This window comes from Pseudoxanthomonas sp. PXM02 (assembly GCF_014851805.1).
Taxonomy (GTDB): Bacteria; Pseudomonadota; Gammaproteobacteria; order Xanthomonadales; family Xanthomonadaceae; genus Pseudoxanthomonas_A.
Map to the genome: position 1 here is coordinate 1,006,863 of NZ_JACVAK010000001.1, position 19,819 is coordinate 1,026,681.

14 protein-coding genes are annotated in these 19,819 nt (G+C 66.0%); 4 read left to right on the forward strand and 10 right to left on the reverse strand.

Going from position 1 to position 19,819, the window contains the following annotated elements; all coding sequences use genetic code 11:
* Positions 1-2: 2 nt before the first annotated feature.
* The 8 genes from prpE to IB225_RS04860 form a co-directional block, all read right to left on the reverse strand.
* Positions 3-1,904 carry a propionate--CoA ligase gene (prpE, locus tag IB225_RS04825; protein ID WP_192310098.1) on the reverse strand — a complete coding sequence of 634 codons (1,902 nt, stop codon included), beginning with the start codon at positions 1,902-1,904 and terminating at the stop codon, positions 3-5.
* Between the two features lie 82 nt (positions 1,905-1,986).
* Positions 1,987-3,261, reverse strand: coding sequence for a hypothetical protein (locus IB225_RS04830; RefSeq protein ID WP_192310099.1), 1,275 nt, complete (start codon positions 3,259-3,261; stop codon positions 1,987-1,989).
* Between the two features lie 89 nt (positions 3,262-3,350).
* Positions 3,351-4,331 (reverse strand): hypothetical protein, encoded by a 981-nt coding sequence (locus IB225_RS04835; RefSeq protein WP_192310100.1) that lies wholly within the window; start codon positions 4,329-4,331, stop codon positions 3,351-3,353.
* Between the two features lie 182 nt (positions 4,332-4,513).
* On the reverse strand, positions 4,514-6,007 hold the full coding sequence (locus tag IB225_RS04840; RefSeq protein ID WP_225583274.1) for a DUF4434 domain-containing protein: 1,494 nt from the start codon (positions 6,005-6,007) through the stop codon (positions 4,514-4,516).
* Positions 6,008-6,156: 149 nt separating this feature from the next.
* Positions 6,157-7,143: a malate dehydrogenase gene (locus tag IB225_RS04845; RefSeq protein ID WP_192310101.1), complete on the reverse strand. Its 987-nt coding sequence runs from the start codon at positions 7,141-7,143 to the stop codon at positions 6,157-6,159.
* A gap of 79 nt (positions 7,144-7,222) precedes the next feature.
* The gene (locus IB225_RS04850) at positions 7,223-8,425 is read right to left on the reverse strand and encodes a pyridoxal phosphate-dependent aminotransferase (protein ID WP_192310102.1); all 1,203 of its coding nucleotides are present in this window, start codon (positions 8,423-8,425) and stop codon (positions 7,223-7,225) included.
* Positions 8,426-8,554: 129 nt separating this feature from the next.
* Positions 8,555-9,331 (reverse strand): hypothetical protein, encoded by a 777-nt coding sequence (locus tag IB225_RS04855; RefSeq protein ID WP_192310103.1) that lies wholly within the window; start codon positions 9,329-9,331, stop codon positions 8,555-8,557.
* Between the two features lie 52 nt (positions 9,332-9,383).
* The gene (locus IB225_RS04860) at positions 9,384-9,881 is read right to left on the reverse strand and encodes a peptidylprolyl isomerase (protein ID WP_192310104.1); all 498 of its coding nucleotides are present in this window, start codon (positions 9,879-9,881) and stop codon (positions 9,384-9,386) included.
* Between the two features lie 340 nt (positions 9,882-10,221).
* Between IB225_RS04860 and typA the strand changes: the two genes are divergently transcribed.
* The 4 genes from typA (at position 10,222) to IB225_RS04880 (ending at position 17,808) form a co-directional block, all read left to right on the forward strand.
* Positions 10,222-12,051: a translational GTPase TypA gene (typA, locus tag IB225_RS04865; RefSeq protein WP_192310105.1), complete on the forward strand. Its 1,830-nt coding sequence runs from the start codon at positions 10,222-10,224 to the stop codon at positions 12,049-12,051.
* A gap of 15 nt (positions 12,052-12,066) precedes the next feature.
* A complete protein-coding gene (locus IB225_RS04870; RefSeq protein WP_192310106.1) occupies positions 12,067-12,537 on the forward strand; it encodes a DUF2127 domain-containing protein in 471 nt (156 codons plus the stop codon).
* Between the two features lie 51 nt (positions 12,538-12,588).
* Positions 12,589-14,187, forward strand: coding sequence for an amidase (locus IB225_RS04875; protein WP_192310107.1), 1,599 nt, complete (start codon positions 12,589-12,591; stop codon positions 14,185-14,187).
* A 102-nt stretch (positions 14,188-14,289) separates the two neighbouring features.
* Positions 14,290-17,808 (forward strand): EAL domain-containing protein, encoded by a 3,519-nt coding sequence (locus IB225_RS04880; protein ID WP_192310108.1) that lies wholly within the window; start codon positions 14,290-14,292, stop codon positions 17,806-17,808.
* Between the two features lie 21 nt (positions 17,809-17,829).
* Here IB225_RS04880 and IB225_RS04885 read toward each other — a convergent pair whose 3' ends face one another.
* Together IB225_RS04885 and IB225_RS04890 are read right to left on the reverse strand one after the other, a co-directional pair.
* Positions 17,830-19,224 (reverse strand): 3-deoxy-7-phosphoheptulonate synthase class II, encoded by a 1,395-nt coding sequence (locus IB225_RS04885; protein WP_192310109.1) that lies wholly within the window; start codon positions 19,222-19,224, stop codon positions 17,830-17,832.
* Positions 19,225-19,275: 51 nt separating this feature from the next.
* Positions 19,276-19,791, reverse strand: a complete 516-nt coding sequence (locus IB225_RS04890) for a disulfide bond formation protein B (protein ID WP_192310110.1) — start codon at positions 19,789-19,791, stop codon at positions 19,276-19,278.
* Between the last annotated feature and the right edge of the window lie 28 nt (positions 19,792-19,819).

Here is a 19,819-nt window from a genome sequence, read left to right on the forward strand (position 1 = left end):
TTTCAGCTGCCGACCTCGGGGCCGCGCAGCAGCGCGCGCTTCACTTCCTCCAGCGCGTTGGGATCGTCCAGCGTGGAAAGATCGCCGGGATCCGCGCCCTGCGCCAGCGCCTGCAGCGAACGCCGCAGCAGCTTGCCGGAGCGCGTCTTCGGCAATGCATTGACGATGTAGACGCGCGCCGGCCGCGCCACCGCGCCTAGGCTCTGTTCGACCGTGCGGCGCATGCCATCGGCGGCGCGCACGCGTTCGTGCGGCTCGTCGGTGGCCTGGCGCAGCGTGGCGAACACCACCGGCACCTGCCCCTTCAGTTCGTCGGCCACGCCGATCACGGCCGCTTCGGCGACCGCGGCGAAGCCGGAGACGGACTCTTCGATCTCGCGCGTGCCTAGGCGATGGCCGGCGACGTTGATGACGTCGTCGGTACGGCCGAGGATGAAGGTGTAGCCATCCTCGTCGCGGATCGCCCAGTCCAGCGAGCTGTACAGCAGTTCCCTGAAGTGGCTGAAGTAGCTGGACAGGAAGCGCGCATCGTCGTTCCAGATGGTGGTCATGCACCCCGGCGGCAACGGCGGCTGCATCACCAGCACGCCTTTCTTGCCGGGACCGACTTCCTCGCCCGAGGCTTCGTCGATCACCTTCATCCGGTAACCGAGGTTCGGGAAACCGGGCGAGCCGAAGCGCACCGGCTTCATGTCCAGGCCCGGCAGCAGCGTCAGCGCCGGCCAACCGGTCTCGGTCTGCCAGTAGTTGTCGATGACGGGCTTGCCGATCGTATCGGTGATCCAGTGCGCGGTGGGTTCGTCCAGTGGCTCGCCGGCCAGGAACAGATACTTCAGTTCGGACAGGTCGTGGCGCTTGATGAAGTCGATGTCGTGCTTCTTCAACACGCGCACCGCGGTCGGCGACGAGAACATCGTGCGCACGCCGTACTGCTCGCACAGCGCCCACCAGATGCCGGCATCCGGGTTGGTCGGCAGCCCCTCGTACAGCACCGACGTGGCACCGACGATCAGCGGCCCGTACACGTTGTACGAATGGCCGACCGCCCAGCCGACGTCGGACGTGGAGAACATCACCTGCCCCGGCCCGACATCGAACACGGTGCGCATCGACAGCGCCATCGCGACGGCATAGCCGCCGACATCACGCTGCACGCCCTTGGGTTTGCCGGTGGTGCCGGAGGTGTAGAGGAGGTAGCTGGGTTCGTTCGACTCCAGCCATTCCACCGGCACCTCGGCATCGCCCACCTCGGCACGCAGCGAGGCGTAGTCCTCGTCGCGGGTAGCGATCCTGGGCTCGGCAGGGTCGAGTCCGCGCGAGACGATCAGCACCTTCGGCGGCGGCGTGAGCGCCTTCGCGCAGGCTTCGTCGACCAGCGGCTTGTAAGGAATGACCTTGCCGCCGCGGCTGCCGGCATCGGCGGCGATCAGCAGCTTGGGCTGCGCGTCGTCGATGCGCAGCGCCAGGTTGTGCGCGGCGAAGCCGCCGAACACCACCGAGTGCACCGCGCCGATGCGCGCGCAAGCGAGCATGGCGAACACGGCTTCCGCCATGTTGGGCATGTAGATGACGACGCGATCACCGCGGCCCACGTCGAGCTTCTTAAGCACCGCCGCGAACGCATTCACTTCGCGATACAGCTCGCGGTAGGTCAGCTCGCGGGTGACGTCGGTTTCGGTGGACACCGCCACCAGCGCCAACTGGTCGCCACGCTCGGCGAGATGGCGGTCGATCGCGTTATAGCAGAGGTTGGTCTGCCCGCCGACGAACCAGCGGCGGAACGGCGGATTCGCGTAGTCCAGCACCTGCTGCGGCGGCACGTGCCAGTGGATCGCCTTCGCCTCTTCACCCCAGAAGGCTTCGGGCTGCTCGACAGAGCGCCGGTAGACGTCTTCGTATGCCATGCGATCCTCCCAGATGCAGCGACTGGAAGGAGCATAGTCCTCTGTCCTGGCGGCGACCTTCCTACCTTGGTCGCACGGCACGTCAAAACGCTTGCGATCCGCCCCCACCGGATGTCGCAGGCCGCTCGGCCAATCGCGCGACCGCTGCGCACAACAGGGGCGCAAGCACGAAGAGACCCAGGAAGTATCGTCCCTGCACCTCGAACACCACGTGCACGCTCCAGAATCCCACCAGCCACAGCAACGGCAGCGCGCCCAGCGGATTCCGCCTCCTCAACAGCACGAGGGCCGTCCAGACGCTCGCCAGGATGATCAGCGCGCGTGCCCAGCCGTACACCTTGCGTTCCGCGCGAAGCGCCTGTTGGTAGGTGGCATTGATCTGCTCATGGTCCGGACGCGCATCGATGGCCGCCCGGACATTGGGCGATTCGATCAGCCAGTACAGCGCATACGGTGGCGGACTCAGGATCTCCGGCGCCTTGCAGCGCACCACCGACACCCAGTGACTGGCCGGCTTCGCCCGCAGGCGATCAATCACGGCTTCCGACAACGGCTTGTGCAGATCATCCTTCGCCGCCTGCGCCGCTTCGACGGACCAGTAGCCGCACCCTTGGGACCGCTGGTCGCTCGACACCAGCAGACCGCCATAGAGCGTGACCGCGGAACTGGTGCGGATCTGCTCCGTCTTGCCGCTGGACACGCGCATTGCCATGTCCACTGCGAAGCCGAGCACGGACCCCACCAGGAGCGCCAGTAGCACGCGCTGGAAGCCGGACGACAAGGACCGGCGCAGCAGCCATGCAACCGGAAGCGTCAACACCAGCAGCGCCCAAAGCACGAGCGCGTACTGCGGCTTGGTCGACACAGCGAACACGATACAGGCCACGGCAAAGCCCGAGCGCCAGCGGGATGCCATCCTGAGTCTGTCATCCGCCAGCAGCCAGAACGCCGTACCGAGTGCGGCAGCGGCCACCAGATCGAGTTGCACGATGCCCGCAAAAGGCGTGATCAGCAGCAGGTACAACGCGACCAGCTGGGCGAGGATCTTCCAGCGTCCATCGTCCAGTCGATAGGCAAGGAACAGCAGCCACAAGGCCGAGGGGACGTTGATCGCCAACGATGCCGCCACCGGTGAAAGACCGAGGACCTTGGGTAGCGCGAGCAACCACAGCCCCAGTCCGCCACGCACGTAGGCCTCCGGTCGCCCTGCCGCCTGCCAGTAATAAGCCCAGTCGCTGTGCGGCTCGGGCCACCACCACAGGGCGAGTGCGATCCCACCGACAATCAACAGCATCACCTGCGCACTTACCAGAGTCGCCCAGGCCCAGCGGTAGCGCGGCGCACGTGGATCCATCATGTCCATCCCGTCCTGATCATCGTTCTGCAATCGGCAGCGATCCTATCGCAGGTCGTCGTGCGAGCCGAGGGCGGGAAGTAAACGCCCGGTCACGCCAGTGGCAACGTGCTCTCCGCGCGGCACAGGCGATCGTGCAGCGCTCGCACGGCGTCGATGCCGGGATCGGTCGCGCCATCGCCGAGCGTGCGGACGTAGCGGCATGCCGCAAAACCTTCGGAACGTCGCTCGTACTCGGCCACCCAACGCATGCGGTCGGCCATGCGTTCCGGATCGATCGGCCATGTGCCGGGACGTGGCCGCATGTGCTGGCCGATGCCGATGCGCCATGGCTTGGGGCTGACCCGCGCGCGGAAGCAATGCTGGCGCACACACATCACGGCGTACACCGGATCGGTCTGTAACGCGGTGAAACAGGCTTCGACCTCCCGCTCCTGCGGATCGAACGCACGGTGCATCGCCAGCAGCCGGATGCCCGCGGGGGTGCGGTACTGGCGTAGTTGCCAATCCGGATGCTGCTCGACAAAGGCCTCGATCCGACGATCCGCCCGAGCCTCCGGACCACCATCCCTGCCCATGCATGATGCGTGGATGCGACGACTGACCCATGCGGCCAGCCACAGCGCGAACGCGGCCGCCACGATGCCGACCAGCCACGACGAAGCTGCCAGACCGGCCCACAGGGCCAAGGCCAGCAGCGGCCATCGGACCTTGCGCTTGAGCGCCGGCTCCGGCCCTGGATCGTGCAGGTCGATATCCACGAACAATGCATTCGGCGTATTGAGGCAAAGCGCGCCATAAGAGTTGCGCGTGATGACGCAGTCGCCTTCCCGCGCGACGATCTCCTCGCGGATCGGCACGCCCACGGCACCGTTGTAGGCCCGCTTGTCCTCGCGGCGAGGCAACGGCACGCCGGCCAGCACCTCGTCGAAGGCCTCGCGCGTGCGCTGGTCCGCGAGCGCCTGCGCATCTTCCTGACTCAAGTCCGACCAGCCGAAGCGGCGCACGGTGACCTGCCGGCCCTTTGCACGGTGCCGCAACCGCCCTTCGGCCCAGTACTGCGGAACGATCATGTGCTCCCTCTCTGCCGGTCGCCCACCCCGCACGGGGCAAAAAAAAGCGCCGGGATCTCCGGCGCTTCTTGTACACCATGCCGGCACGATCCGCCCAGAGTGAAGAGCTATCGGCTGATGCCGGAAGATATCGGCACTTTTCCACGAACTACCCACCGACCGGACGGAAACATGCAATCGACCTAATCAGACGCAAGCTCAAGCTCGCTCACAAACAGCCAACTTCCATTGGTAACCACTCTCAACTCAATAAATCTGCAAACCGCAGAAATCGGACTCGTGTTTCCAAGCAGGTACTCTTCACCAGTAGACGTCAAGAGCGCCGCGGCAGAAAACGGCGACGAAATAGTCGCAACCTTGTTGAGGCTTCCAAGCGACTGTCCGCAATAAACATCTGCCGATGTGGAGGACCTGATGCCCCACGATGGATAGGTAAGCATATGCAGACCAATCCAGTCAGTCTTTTTTGCAACCCCGAGATCCACCGTCATTTTTACCACTCCGGCTGCGCCCGGAATCCCGATCCACGCCCGATCCGTTGGATTCATGGGGTCGCCAGTCTGTCCATCGAACAGTTCAAAGCCTGTTGAATCAGGATAAGAAGCGTTTGGAGAGGTACCGAACGAGTAACCAGAATAATTAAGTGAAGTCAGGCGGGCCGCTCCGCCAATGCCGTAGATCGACCGATAGAGACCTTGCGCCAGAGGCGCTTCAACGTATCCCCGGCTGGGGCCTATGACCTCCGACATATGCCACTGGTGCAACCATGAAACGCGCTTTGCGGCAGCACGTGCGCTCCAAAGCTGCTGATTGATGCGAGTCGCTGAGGCCGAACGGTATCCGCCGGTCATCACCCCGCCGACTCGATTTATAAGCGGCTTTCCGTAGTTGAAAACTTCAATGTCCGCCCACAGCCCACTGGCGCCCAGCGCTGACGCAAGCGCACTGTAATACTGCTCCGACGAGTAGCCAGCGCGCGACCAATGAAACAACTTCGTTGCACCCAGGTTGTCCTGCCACACCTGAATGTCGACTCCGGTCGCGCTTCTGAATGCCAGCGCCCTGGACGCGATCGTTGCTGGCGAAAGGCTTTCCGCTTCTGAGAAATGTGGTGCAACCAGCACAAGCTTTCCAGGTGCCACATCCTTAAGAGCAGCAACCACCCGCTGATAGTGCGCGTGCTTGTCAGCATCCAACAATCCCGGCTCATCGGACACGTACCAGCCCGAGAACGCCGGATGAGATGCGTACTGCTGTGCTACCAGTGCGTGGCTTTGATAAACGTCCTGTTCAATTGACAAGGAATTAGTGCCCTGCCAGAAATTCCAGCACCCCGAACTCAACGTCGTTCCAACGAATACAGAAATTCCGCGAGAGTGCGCCGCATCCAGCAATGTGGATAGCTTGGAAGGAAAGCCCTTCACCCATTCGAACTGGGTCGATGACGTTGCACAGGCTTGCGTTTTCCCCGCCCGCGTCTGATTGATAATTATGGCGTCATTTCCCAGATCCTGAAGCTCATCCAGCAGCGCAGGAATCTGGTCATCCCGGATGACTTCCTCATTCGCACCATACCCGAAGTGCAAAAACGCGCCACTGAGCCGGGAAGATTGTGCGAATGCCACGCAGGGAGCGCACATGACAAAAACTGTAAAGACCCTCAATAGAAAGCTCATTCAATCCTCCTTGGTTGATGACACTTACATCCATGCCTCGAATACACACCACATGCCAGACCTACCATCGCCAGATGAAGCTCTCGGCCGCAGGTTAAACCAAAAAAGCCGGGCAAAGCCCGGCTTTTTTGTCGTGGAAGCTTGATCCATCAGCCCAGCAGGTGCGCCACGCCGCTGCGCTCTTCTTCCAGCTCGCCCAGCGTCTTGTCGATGGCGGCCTGGCTGAAGGCGTCGACCGGCAGGTCCTTCACCATCGTGTACTCACCGTTCTCGGTGGTGACGGCGAAGCCGAACATCACGCCTTCCGGAATGCCGTAGCTGCCATCGGACGGAATGCCCATCGTCACCCACTTGCCGTTGCTGCCCAGCACCCAGTCGCGCACGTGGTCGATGGCGGCGTTGGCGGCCGACGCGGCCGACGACAGGCCGCGCGCTTCGATGATCGCGGCGCCGCGCTTGCCGACCTTCGGAATGAACTCGTTGGCGTTCCAGTCGGCGTCGTTGATCTTGTCCTTCAGCGACTGGCCGTTGACGGTGGCGAAGCGGTAGTCCGGATACATGGTCGGGCTGTGGTTGCCCCACACGACCAGCTTCTCGATGTCGCCGACGGCCACGCCAGCCTTGTTGGCCAGCTGCGACAGCGCGCGGTTGTGGTCCAGGCGCAGCATGGCGGTGAAGTTCTTGGCCGGCAGGTCCGGCGCGGACTTCATCGCGATGTAGGCGTTGGTGTTGGCCGGGTTGCCGACCACCAGCACCTTGACGTTGCGCGACGCGACCTTGTTCAGCGCGGCGCCCTGGGCGGTGAAGATCTTGGCGTTCTCCAGCAGCAGGTCCTTGCGCTCCATGCCCGGGCCGCGCGGACGCGCGCCGACCAGCAGGGCGACGTCGGCGTCCTTGAACGCGACTTCCGGATCATCGGTGCCGACGATGCCGGCCAGCAGCGGGAACGCGCAGTCTTCCAGCTCCATGATCACGCCCTGCAGCGCGGCCTGGGCCTTCTCCAGCGGCAGCTCGAGCAGCTGCAGGATGACCGGCTGGTCCTTGCCCAGCATTTCGCCGGAGGCGATGCGGAACAGCAGCGCGTAGCCGATCTGGCCAGCAGCGCCGGTGACGGCAACACGGACGGGGGTTTTCATGATGCGGATCCTCGGGGTTTCGTAGGGCGGGCATCGGCCCGCCGCGTGGGGACAGCGTGGGCCGTGGCCCACAGTGCGATTACTTCAACTCGGCGAAAAATTCCTGGAAGCGTTGCAGGCCCGGCGCCAGCTGCGGCGTCGGGCAGGTGTAGCTGATGCGCAGCGCGCGCGGCTCGCCGAACGCGGAACCCGGCACGCAGGCCACGCCCTTGGCCTCGAGCAGCGCGTTGCAGAAGTCGACGTCGTTCTCGATCTTCACGCCGTTAAGCGACTTGCCGAATGCGCAGCTGATGTCGGGGAACACGTAGAACGCGCCCTGCGGACGCGGGCAGACCACGCCCGGGATCGCCTCCATCGCCGCCAGCACCTGGTCGCGCTTGGCCTGGAACTCGGCGTTCTTCTGCGCGGGCACGTCCTGCGGACCGGTCAGCGCAGCGATCGCCGCGGCGGTGACCACTTCCGGCACGTTGGTGATGTGGTTGGAGTTCATCGTGGTCAGCGCTTTCGCGACGGACTCCGGACCGGCCATGAAACCGACGCGCCAGCCCGGCATGCCATAGGTCTTCGACAGCGAGTCGACGAACACCGTGCGCTCGCGCAGTTCCGGCCGCGCCTGCACGAAGTTGGTGTAGGCCAGGCCGTCGAACAGCATGCGGTTGTAGATGTCGTCGGTGATGATCCAGGTGTCCGGATACTTCACCAGCACGTCGGCCAGCGCAGCGATCTCGTCGCGCGTGTAGACCATGCCCGTCGGATTGGACGGGTTGTTGAACAGGAAGACTTTGGGTTTGTGCGTCGCCAGCGCCTCGTCGAGTTGCGCCGGCGTCAGCTTGTAATCCTGGCTGGCCGGACACGGCAGCGGCACGGCCTTCGCGTTGACGATGTCGGCGATGTCGGCGTACGTGGTCCAGTACGGCGACGGATAGGCGATGGTGTCGCCTTCGTCCAGCAGCGACTCGGCCAGGTTGTACAGGATGTGCTTGGCGCCAATGCCAGTGGACAGGTTGGCGCGGGTGTAGCCGGTCAGGCCGAGCGCTTCTATGTGCTGCAGGAAGGCATCGAGCAGCGCATCGGTGCCACGGTTGCTGCCGTACTGGCCGGAGTCCTTCGCCAGCGCGTCGCGCGCGGCCTGGTAGACGTGGTCGCCGGGCAGGAAATTCGGAACGCCGATCGAAAAGCTGATGATGTCGCGGCCTTCGGCCTTCAGCTTCTTGGCCTTCTCGGCCACCGCCATGATCGCACTTGGCTTGGCGCGACCGATGCGCCGGGCAAGCAGGGGCATTGCACAACCTCGCGTGGGAACGGTTAGGGAGCGTCGCCGCCGTCGTTTTTGCGGCGCAAAATGGTATCACGGCACCCCGCCGCGACCGACTAGCCCATGGTCTAGGCCGCGGGCATCACCGGCCCCCGGTCACTGGTAGTCGACGACGTCGCCCAGGTCGTAGTTCTCGTCGAAATAGGCCTGCCACTGCGCATAGGCCGCGCGCAGGCAGGACGGCGAGTCGCAGGCATCCAGTTGGCGGGTCGCCGCGGCCACCGTCCTGTCGCCGTCGGGATAGCGGTCCGCCAGTTCCTTGAACTGCTTGCGCATGCCGGCATCCAGCGCGCCGAACTCCTCGTGCCCGCAGACCAGCGCCGCACGCACGCTGCCGGCGGGCGCGTCGGTTTCGCAGGGACTGTCTTCGCCCTGCCCGGCGGTGCGGATCGCTTCCGCCACGCCCTCGCGGTCACGCGCGGTCAGCCGGCGCACGAAACCCAGGTCTTCGGTCTGGCCGCCGCCCCAGGTAATCCGCAGGGTGAAGGCGCCTTCCGTCGTCGCGTCCGGCACCTTGCGCACCGTGACGGTCTCGCTCGGCCCGCTGTCCGAGGTCACGTGCAGGGCCAGCGTGCCATTGTCCAGGTCGACATCCTCGACGGTACCGTTGAGCCAGACGCCGTCACGCACCACGCGCAGCCCGCCACTCGCCTGCCATTCAAAGAGATAGAGCGTTTCCGCGTCGTCCCCCTCGCTTTCTTCCGTGCTCCACAGACCTTCCAGGCTCTGCTGGAAGCTTTGCGCCGACGGCAGCTCGACTTCCGGCGCCGCCTCGATGGGGTCGGTATCGGCGTCCTGGCGGCAGGACGTCAGCATCACGACGGCCGCGAGCAGCAGGGCCAGGCGCACGAAGCGCAGGCAGCGATCCTTCATGGTGGTGCTCCCAAAGAAAAAGGGCCGGTCAGTGACCGGCCCTTTCATTCCATCACGCGGACAGGAAGCGGTTCCACTCCGCCACGCGCTCGGCCTTGGCGGCCAGCACGGCATCGGCGTCGCCGGCGATGGTCACCTTGGTGATCAGGTCGCCCTGCTTGACCGAATCCACGACGTCCTGACCTTCCAGGACCTTGCCGAACACGGTGTGGCGGCCATCCAGGTGCGGGGTGGGCACGTGGGTGATGAAGAACTGGCTGCCGTTGGTATTCGGGCCGGCGTTGGCCATCGAAAGCACGCCGCGCTCATGGCGCACGCCGTTGTTGGTCTCGTCCTCGAAACGGTAGCCCGGGCCGCCGCGGCCGGAGCCTTCCGGGCAACCGCCCTGGATCATGAAATCGGCGATGACGCGGTGGAAGTTCAGGCCGTCGTAGAAGCCACGCTTGGCCAGGTTGACGAAGTTGGCGACCGTCAACGGGGCCTTGTCGGGGTACAGCTCGATCACGATCGGGCCGCGGGAGGTGTCGAAGGTGGCGGTCAACTGACTCATGGAACGGTTCTCCAGGGTGAAAAAAAGGCGCTGCGGGCCGTCGCTTGCGTTCCGTCCCCTGCCCCACCCGGTATCAGGAGTCGGTCTGGGGACGGGGTGCGGCGGACCCGCCGACCCGGCCGGTGTCGACAGGGGCTGCGATGGGGAAGACCAGGCTCCGCGGTGCGGGTCCGGCCCTGTTGCCAGATCACGGCGCCGGCCAGGGATTTCAAGGGCGGGCCCCGGCGGCGGCGTTCATTCTGGCGTTTTTCGATAAATCAGGTGCTTAGCGCACCGCAGCCCGTTATAATACGCCGCTTCCTTTCCCCACTCTGAGCGCGCCCGTTCGCGCCCCTTCGGCATGTCCATCCAAAACCTCCGCAATATCGCGATCGTCGCGCACGTCGACCATGGCAAGACCACCCTCGTCGACCAGCTGCTGAAGCAGTCCGGCACCCTCTCCGAGCGCACCGTGCTGGCCGAGCGCGTGATGGACAGCAACGACCAGGAAAAGGAACGTGGCATCACGATCCTGGCCAAGAACACCGCCATCACCTGGCAGGGCAACCGCATCAACATCGTCGACACCCCGGGCCACGCCGACTTCGGCGGCGAGGTCGAGCGCGTGCTGTCGATGGTCGACACCGTGCTGATCCTGGTCGACGCGATGGACGGCCCGATGCCGCAGACGCGCTTCGTCACCCAGAAGGCGTTCGCGATGGGCTTCAAGCCGATCGTGGTGATCAACAAGGTCGACCGCCCGGGCTCGCGTCCGGAGTGGGTCGTGGAGCAGGTGTGGGACCTGTTCGACCGCCTGGGCGCCACGCCCGAGCAGATGGACTTCCCGATCGTCTACGCGTCGGCGCTGAACGGCTACGCCGGCCTGGAAGACAGCGTCCGCGGCGGCGACATGACCCCGCTGTACGAAGCGATCATGCAGCACGCGCCGAAGCCGGAAGTCGATCCGGAAGGCGCCTTCCAGATGCGCATCAGCCAGCTGGACTACAACAACTTCGTCGGCGTCATCGGCATCGGCCGCATCCAGCGCGGCACGCTGAAGAAGAACATGCCGGTCGCCGTGATCGACCGCGAAGGCAAGAAGCGCCAGGGCAAGGTGCTGCAGGTGCTGGGCTTCCTGGGCCTGGAGCGCATCGAGCAGGACAGCGCCGAGGCGGGTGACATCGTCGCCATCTCGGGCATCCAGGACCTGACGATCTCCGACACCGTCTGCGCGCTGGACACCCCGGAAGCGCTGCCGGCCCTGACCGTCGACGAACCGACCATTTCGATGACCTTCCAGGTCAACAACTCGCCGTTCGCCGGCAACAAGGACCTGTCGGGCGGCAAGTTCCTGACCAGCCGCCAGCTGAAGGAGCGCCTGGAGCGCGAAACCGTGCACAACGTGGCACTGAAGGTCGAGCAGCTGGAAGACGCGGACAAGTTCCTGGTCTCCGGCCGTGGCGAGCTGCACCTGTCGGTGCTGATCGAGAACATGCGTCGCGAAGGCTATGAACTGGCCGTGTCGCGTCCGGAAGTGATCATCAAGGAAATCGACGGCCAGCAGATGGAGCCGATCGAGCAGCTCGTCGTCGACGTGGAAGAGACCCACCAGGGCGGCGTGATGGAGAAGCTCGGCGTCCGCAAGGGCCAGCTGAAGAACATGGAACCGGACGGCAAGGGCCGCGTGCGCCTGGACTACCAGATTCCGGCGCGTGGCCTGATCGGCTTCCAGAACGAGTTCAAGACGCTGACCCAGGGCTCGGGCCTGCTGTTCCACGTGTTCGACCACTACGGTCCGAAGGAACAGGGCGCCATCGCCAAGCGCCTGAACGGCGTGATGATCGCCAATGCGCCGGGCGCCACGCCGGCCTACTCGCTGGGCCCGCTGCAGGAGCGTGGCAAGCTGTTCGCCGCCGAAGGCGACAACGTGTACGAAGGCCAGCTGATCGGTATCCACTCCAAGGACAACGACCTGACCGTCAACGCGATCAAGACCAAGCCGCTGACCAACATGCGCGCCTCGGGCAAGGACGACGCCATCCAGCTGACCCCGGCAATCAAGTTCTCGCTGGAGCAGGCGCTGGACTTCATCGACGACGACGAACTGGTCGAGATCACGCCGAAGGAAATCCGCCTGCGCAAGAAGTTCCTGACCGAAAGCGATCGCAAGCGCGCCTCGCGCGCCGCCTGATCGCCGCACCGCGCCTTGGAGACGTCCGCGTACAACCCGGATCCCAGGGCGCATCCCGGCCTGCACGCCATCGCCTTGTTCGAGGGCGCCAAGGGCGTGCTGGCCCTGGCCTTCGCCGGCGGCCTGCTGGCTTTGGGTCCCGATCGCCTGCGCGAGAGCGTGCAGGCGATCGTCGCGCGCATCGTGCCCAGCGCCGGTCCTGGCGTGATGGGCCAGTGGCTCGACAAGATCAATCCCGAGTCCGTCCACATCGCCGTTCTGGTCATCGCGGTCTACGCCGCCATGCGCCTGCTGGAAGCCTGGGGCCTGTGGCGTGCACGCGCCTGGGCCTCGTGGCTGGGCTGCATCGGTTCGGCGGCCTACCTGCCGCTGGAAATCCACGCGCTCTACCACCATCCCGGCTGGCCGACGGGCGCGCTGCTGGCCATCAATCTCGTGATCGTGTGGGTGCTCTGGCGCGACATCCGCCGGCGCAGGAAGATTTGACGCGCAGGCGCGCGGCTGCGTAGCCTGCGGCAACCCCGCTAAGGTGCCCGCATGCGTCGATCCCTGCTGCCGCTTGGCCTGATGCTCGCTCTGGCAGCCTGCCAGCCGGCGCCGCCCCCGGCCACGACCGCGCCGGCACCGACCGACTTCATCTACGCCGAACTCGACATCGCCGACCTGCAGGCACGCATGCAGGCGGGCGAGCTCGACAGCCGCAAGCTGACGCAGGCCTACCTGGACCGCATCGCCGCCGTCGACAAAGCGGGACCGCAGCTCAACGCGGTGATCGAACTGAATCCGGACGCGCTGAAGGAAGCCGCGCTGCGCGATGTCGAACGGCGTGCGAACGCCGTGCGCGGCCCGCTGCACGGCATCCCGGTGCTGCTGAAGGACAACATCGACGCCGTGCCGATGGCCACCTCCGCCGGCTCGCTGGCGCTGAAGGACTTCCACCCGGGCCAGGACGCCTTCCTGGTCCGTCGCCTGCGCGACGCCGGCGCGGTCATCCTCGGCAAGGCCAACCTGAGCGAGTGGGCCAACTTCCGTTCCACGCATTCCACCTCCGGCTGGAGCGGCCGGGGTGGCCAGACCCGCAATCCCTATGCGCTGGACCGCAATCCGTGCGGATCGAGCTCGGGCAGTGCGGTGGCGGTGTCGGCCAACCTGGTCACCATCAGCGTAGGCACCGAAACCCATGGCAGCATCCTCTGCCCCGCCGCGATCAACGGCGTGGTCGGCCTGAAGCCGACGGTCGGCCTGGTCAGCCGGCAGGGCATCCTGCCGATCTCGCACAGTCAGGACACCGCCGGCCCGATCGCACGCAGCGTGTCGGATGCCGCGCTGCTGCTCGCTGCACTGGCAGGACGGGATACCGCGGATGCGGCGACCACCCAGGCCGCCTGGAACACCACACTCGATTACAGCGCGCGTTTGAAGCCCGGCGCGTTGAAGGGCGCCCGCATCGGCGTACTGCGCAGCAAGGCGGCGATCCATCCCGATGCCGCCGCCGCGCTGGAAGGCGCGATCCAGGTGATGCGAGAAGCCGGCGCGATCATCGTCGATACGGAGATCCCGACCGACGGCCAGTGGAACGAGGACGAGCTGCAGCTGATGCTGTACGAGTTCAAGCACGGCGTGGAGCGCTACCTGACCGAGCGCAAGGCCCCGCTGACGACGCTGACGCAACTGATCGGCTACAACGAGCAGTACCGCGTCTCAGAGATGCCGTTCTTCGGCCAGGAGCTGTTCGAGCAGGCCAACGCCAAGGGCGGGCTCGGCGACGCGGAGTACATCGCCGCCCGCAGCCGCGCGCGGCGCCTGGCGGGCCCGGAAGGCATCGATGCCGCCCTCAAGGCCCAGCAGCTGGTCGCCCTGATCGCGCCGACCACGGGCCCTGCGTGGCTGACCGACCACAAGGCGGGCGACCACTTCCCCGGCGCGGGCTACGGCGCCGCCGCCGTCGCGGGCTACCCCAGCCTCACCGTGCCGATGGGGCACAGCGACGGTCTTCCACTCGGCCTGGTCTTCATCGGGCCGGCCTGGAGCGAAGCGCAGCTGATCGCGCTGGGCTATGACTACGAGCAGCGCACGCGGGCGCGCAAGCCCCCCGAGTATTGGCCGACGCTACCCCCACGCACACCGCGCCGCTGAGGTCCTGCGGCAAGTGTGAGCCGTTTTGTGCACGCGAGTGCTTGCAGCGGTAACGGGTTCGTGGCGTCATAACCACCAGACCAGCAGGTGGGGATCTCTCGCGTGGAGTCAGGCGCGGACCGGGCATCGGAACTGCGGGCGTTCAGTGGATCCGGATCCACCGCCCGACGGCGGCAGCGCAACCTGAATTCGCTGGCGTGGGGTGTGCTGGTGATTGCCTGCCTGCTGTCGCTGTGGGCCGCCACGACGGCCTGGCGACAGACCCGCGAACACGCGCGTGCGCAGTTCGACGCCCGCGCCGACGCGGTGGCCACGGCCGTGGCGACCCACATGAATGCTTACGAAGACACGGTCCGCGCCGCCGCTGCCGTGCTGGAGGGGCGTCAGGACATCGAACAGGACAGCTTCCACGCCTTCGTGGAGAAGCTGCAGATCCCCACCCGCCAATCCGGTGTGCACGGGCTGGGATTCGCCCGCCGCGTGCGTCTGGAAGAGCGCGATGCCTACCTCGCCACGCAGCGCACGCGCTATGGCGACGCCTTCGCCATCCACCCCGTCGGCGACCGCGACGAGTACGTGGTGATCGACCTGCTGTATCCGGATGCGCCGGGCATGCGGCCCTTGCTGGGCAAGGACGTGATGGCGGAAACCGTGCGCCGCGACGCCATCGAATCCGCGCGCGACAGCGGCGAACTGGCCACGGCTCCGCTGGTCGCACTGGGCGATGCCTCCAAGGGCAGCACGGGCCTGGCCGGCTTCCTGCTGTACGCGCCGGTCTACGCCGATCCGGTCGCGGCACGCGAAAGCGTGGACGCGCGCCGCCGCCTGTTGCGCGGCTTCGCTACCGCCGGATTCGGCTGGCAGCGCGTCATGGAGGACGCGGTCGGCCATGCCGGCGGCGACGAATTCGATCTGCAGTTGCTCGAACGCGACCATGGCGAACAGCCGATCTTCCAGACCCAGGCCCTGAAAGACCGCTACGGCGACGACTGGCAGCCGGCATTCACCGCACAACGCGAGTTCCGCCTGCTGGGAAGCGAGTGGCGCCTGGTGCTGCGATCGCCGCCGTTGCGCGAAGCGGTGCCCGGACTGGCATCCATCGCCCTACTGACGCTGTGCGGCATCGGCCTGGGCCTGCTGCTGTTCCTGCTGCTGCACAACCTTGCGCGCACGGAGCGCCGCAGCCGCGCGTTGCTGGACGCCGTCGCTGACCATCTCCCTGCCCTGATCGCCTACATCGATGGCAGCGGCCGGTACGGCTTCGCCAATCGCGCATGCCGCGCGTGGTCGGGTTCTACCGAGAGCTGGAGCGAACGGCACGTGGACGACGTGCATGCCAATGCCCCCGACTTCCTCGCCTCGCTCAAGCGCGCGATGCAGGACTGCACGCCGGACCACTGGATCGCGTGGGAAGCCGAACTGGGGCAGCCCGCGCGCGCCGTGCACCTGTACCTGGTACCCGACGTCGAATCCAGCCGGAAGATCGCCGGCTGGTATCTGATGGGCAACGACGTCAGCGAGCAGCGCCAGGCACATCGTGAACTGGCAATGGCACGCGACCACCTCAAGCGTGTGACCGATCGCCTGCCGGCGATGATCGCCCAGTTCGATGCGCAGCAGCGCCTGGTCTTCCACAACCGCGCCTTCGCCGACCAGGTCCGGTGGCGGACGCCGCCGCAGCCCGGCGTCGCCATGCGCGAGCTGTTCGGCGAGGAAGCCTATCTGCGCCGCATGCCGCACATCGAAGCCGCACTCGCCGGGCGCGACGGCGAGTTCGAGAGCGGCTTCTCCACGGCCGACGGCGCGCGGCGGATGCACAGCTTCTATACGCCCGACATCGACGAGACCGGGCGGGTCTGCGGCTTCTTCGTCATGTCGATCGACATCACCGAGAAGGCCCGACTGGAACACGCGCTGCACGACGCCAACGAACTGGCCGAGGTCACGCTGACCTCCATCAGCGAAGCCGTGATCACCGTGAACGTCGCGAGCCGCGTGACCTACATGAATCCAACCGCGGAGGCGCTCTGCGGCTGGAGCCTGGAACAGGCGCTGGACCAGCCACTGGACCAGGTGGCGCCGCTGGTGCGTGTCGAAGCGCAGGAGTCCGACGACACCCCGCATCCGATGGCGCAGCCAGGCGATCTGCAACTGGTGCGCCGCGACGGCAGCCGCATGCTGGTGGAGTGCTCGCTGTCTTCCATCCACGACCGCGACGAGCGCATGGTCGGCACGGTGATGGTGCTGCGCGATATCACCGAGTCCCGCGCGCTCAGTTCGCGCATGACCTACCTCGCACACCATGATGCATTGACCGGCCTGCCGAACCGGCTGCAGCTCAACGAGCGTCTCGGCCAAGCCATTACCCACGCGACCAACCACGGCAACGGCATCGCAGTGCTGTTCCTGGACCTGGACCTGTTCAAGCACGTCAACGATGCGCTCGGCCATCACACCGGCGACGAACTGCTGCAACAGGTGGCGCGTCGCCTCCAGCGCAACATCGGCAACCTCGGCACGGTGTACCGCACCGGTGGCGACGAATTCGTGGTGTTGCTGCCGAACGTGCTGACGCGCGACAGCGTGCTGCAGCTCGCCGACCGCCTGCTGGCCCTCGGTGGCACGCCCTACACCGTCGCGTCGCACGAGCTGCACCAGGCCTTCAGCATCGGCATCAGCCTGTTTCCGGAGGACGGCTACGATGCCGCCACGCTGATGATGCGCGCCGATGCCGCCATGTACCTGGCCAAGCGCAACGGCCGCAACGCCACGCGCTTCTATACGCGCGAACTGGCCTCCAGCGTGGACGCACGCATCGAACTGGAGAACAGCCTGCGACGCAGCCTGCGCAACGGCGATCTTTCACTGCACTACCAGCCGCAGGTCGACCGCGTCAGCGGCCGCATCGTCGGCGTGGAAGGCCTGGCCCGCTGGCAGCGCGGCGATCGCCTTATGATGCCGGGCGAATTCCTGCCGATCGCGGAAGAAACCAACCTCATCGTCGACATCGACCAGTGGGCGATCCGCGCCGCCTGCCGGCAGAACCGGATCTGGCAACAGGCAGGCCTGCCGCCGATCCGCGTCTCGGTCAACGTCGCTGCGGCCAACTTCGACACGGACGACCTGGTGGACACCGTGGTGGAAGCGCTGCAGGACAGCGGCCTGCCTGCCGAGTTCCTCGAACTGGAAGTCACCGAGACCACGCTGATGCGCGACGTACAGCGCACCGACCGCACGCTGCGCGCGCTGAAGGCACTGGGCGTGCGCATCGCCATCGACGACTTCGGCACCGGCTTCTCAAGCCTCAGCTACCTCGGCAACTACGGCTTCAACGTGCTGAAGATCGACCAGTCGTTCGTCCGGGACGTGTCCGAGCCGAACCAGGCCGCCATCACGCGCGCGATCATCAGCCTGGCCTCACAGCTGCAATGCCGCACAATCGCCGAAGGCGTGGAGACGCTGGAGCAGGCCGCCTGGCTGGCCGCCAACGGCTGCGACGAACTGCAGGGGAACTACTTCAGCAAGCCCGTGCCCGCGGCGGAGTTCGCCAAACTGTATGCGCGCGGCATGACCTGGGACATCCCGCAGGCCAGCGCCGGCGACGACACGCCGGCGCCCTAGAAACGCCCCGCGGGCAGCGGATCAACGTGCCGCAGGCGCGGCCAGCTGGTTCTGCTTGCGCACGATGCTCATCGCGATCTCCAGCGACTGCTCGTAGTTCAGGCGGGGATCGACGGTGGAGCGATACGCCCGTTCCAGATCCGCATCGGTGAGTTCGCGCGCACCGCCCGTGCACTCGGTGACGTCCTCACCCGTCAGCTCCAGGTGCACGCCGCCCAGGCGCGTACCGGCGGCGGCATGCAGGTCGAATGATTGCTCGACTTCGCTGCGCACATTGTCGAACCGGCGCGTCTTGAACCCGTTGCTCGTGCTTTCGGTATTGCCGTGCATGGGGTCGCTGACCCACAGCACGCGGCGACCATCACGGCGTACCGCGTCGAGCAGCGGCGGCAACTTGTCGGCGATCTGCGCGGCGCCCATGCGGTGGATGAAGGTCAGGCGGCCAGCCTCGTCTTCCGGATTCAGCACGTCGATGAGGCGCAGCAGCTGGTCCGGCGTCACCGACGGGCCAACCTTGATGGCGATCGGATTGCGCACGCCACGCAGGTACTCCACATGCGCGCCGTCAACGGCCGCAGTCCGCATGCCGATCCAGGGATAGTGCGTGCTGAGGTTGAACCAGCCCCACTGGCGCGGCACCTCGCGGGTCAGCGCTTCTTCGTATGGCAGCAGCAGTGCTTCGTGCGAGGTGTAGAAATCGATGCGGTTGAGGTTGTGCACCTCGGAGCCCGACAGCGTCTCCATGAACCTCACCGCATCGCCGATCGAGGCGACCATCTGCTGGTACTCGGCCGCCAGCGGCGAGTAGCCAACCCAGTTGAGATTCCAGTACTCGGGATGGTGCAGGTCGGCGAAACCACCGTCGATCAGTGCGCGAACGAAATTCATCGTCATCGCCGAGCGCGCGTGCGCCTTGATCATGCGACGCGGATCGGGCACGCGCGCTTCCGCCGTGAAATCGGGCGCATTGACCACATCGCCGCGATAACTGGGCAGCGTGACGCCATCACGCGTTTCGGTATCCGCCGAGCGCGGCTTGGCGTACTGGCCCGCGAAACGGCCGACCCGCACGACCGGCAGGCGCAGGCCGTGCACCAGCACCAGGCTCATCTGCAGCAGCACCTTGAGCCGGTTGGAGATCAGCCCGGATTCGCAGTCGCTGAAGTTCTCCGCACAGTCACCGCCCTGCAGCAGGAAGCGCTTACCCTCCTGCGCCTCGGCCAGCTGCTTCTTCAGCGAGAAGATCTCCCACGACGTCACCAGCGGTGGCAGTTGGCGCAGTTCGCCCAGCGCGGATTCCAGCGCCGTGGCGTCGGGATACGTCGGCATCTGCATCGCCGGCCGCGCGCGCCAGCTGTCCGGCGCCCAGTTGGGCGGCAGGGTGACGGCGCGCAGATTGCGATCGGACGGATTCATGGTGGACTCCTGGCGGCCCACCATCGTGCCAGATTGGTGCGCCGCGTCAAATCAGCGGAAGGTGGAGGTCCTGCGAGCGCGGAAGCCGATCCAGAGCGCCCAGATCGCCAGCAGCACGAACCACACCAGGCTCCACATGGGCATGGTCAGGCCGAGGAAACTCCAGTCGATCGTGCTGCAGTCGCCCTTGGCGGCGAGCACCTTCTGGACGACGCCCAACCAGGTGTTGTTCTCGATCATGTAGTCCCAGCCAGGACCACAGCTCGGCATCAGCGGCGGATACAGCTGCACCCATACGTGCTTGCCCGCGATACCGATACCAGTCGCTGCCCCGAGGAACGCCAGCACCCCGTATACACGCCGTCCGCCCGCCTTCCTCGGCCCATGCAGCGCACCCAGCAGGAACAGCACGCCGGTCGCGGCGAATGCCAATCGCTGGAAGATGCAGAACGGGCACGGCTCAAGCTGGTGGGCGAACTGTACGTACAGCGCGTAGCCGAGCAGGCCTGCGCAGATCGCGAAACCCAGGAAGCACTGCGCGCGGAAACTCCAGCGAAGAGGATTCATTGGTACCGGTAGCGTGAGGTCTTGTCCG

What these genes read in the sequence shown, in the direction of transcription:
- IB225_RS04860 (WP_192310104.1), bottom strand. Translation starts at nt 9,881, where the DNA reads ATGAGTCAGTTGACCGCCACCTTCGACACCTCCCGCGGCCCGATCGTG.
- IB225_RS04850 (WP_192310102.1), bottom strand. Translation starts at nt 8,425, where the DNA reads ATGCCCCTGCTTGCCCGGCGCATCGGTCGCGCCAAGCCAAGTGCGATC.
- typA (WP_192310105.1), top strand. Translation starts at nt 10,222, where the DNA reads ATGTCCATCCAAAACCTCCGCAATATCGCGATCGTCGCGCACGTCGAC.
- IB225_RS04845 (WP_192310101.1), bottom strand. Translation starts at nt 7,143, where the DNA reads ATGAAAACCCCCGTCCGTGTTGCCGTCACCGGCGCTGCTGGCCAGATC.
- IB225_RS04835 (WP_192310100.1), bottom strand. Translation starts at nt 4,331, where the DNA reads ATGATCGTTCCGCAGTACTGGGCCGAAGGGCGGTTGCGGCACCGTGCA.
- IB225_RS04890 (WP_192310110.1), bottom strand. Translation starts at nt 19,791, where the DNA reads ATGAATCCTCTTCGCTGGAGTTTCCGCGCGCAGTGCTTCCTGGGTTTC.
- prpE (WP_192310098.1), bottom strand. Translation starts at nt 1,904, where the DNA reads ATGGCATACGAAGACGTCTACCGGCGCTCTGTCGAGCAGCCCGAAGCC.
- IB225_RS04840 (WP_225583274.1), bottom strand. Translation starts at nt 6,007, where the DNA reads ATGAGCTTTCTATTGAGGGTCTTTACAGTTTTTGTCATGTGCGCTCCC.
- IB225_RS04855 (WP_192310103.1), bottom strand. Translation starts at nt 9,331, where the DNA reads ATGAAGGATCGCTGCCTGCGCTTCGTGCGCCTGGCCCTGCTGCTCGCG.
- IB225_RS04885 (WP_192310109.1), bottom strand. Translation starts at nt 19,224, where the DNA reads ATGAATCCGTCCGATCGCAATCTGCGCGCCGTCACCCTGCCGCCCAAC.
- IB225_RS04875 (WP_192310107.1), top strand. Translation starts at nt 12,589, where the DNA reads ATGCGTCGATCCCTGCTGCCGCTTGGCCTGATGCTCGCTCTGGCAGCC.
- IB225_RS04830 (WP_192310099.1), bottom strand. Translation starts at nt 3,261, where the DNA reads ATGATGGATCCACGTGCGCCGCGCTACCGCTGGGCCTGGGCGACTCTG.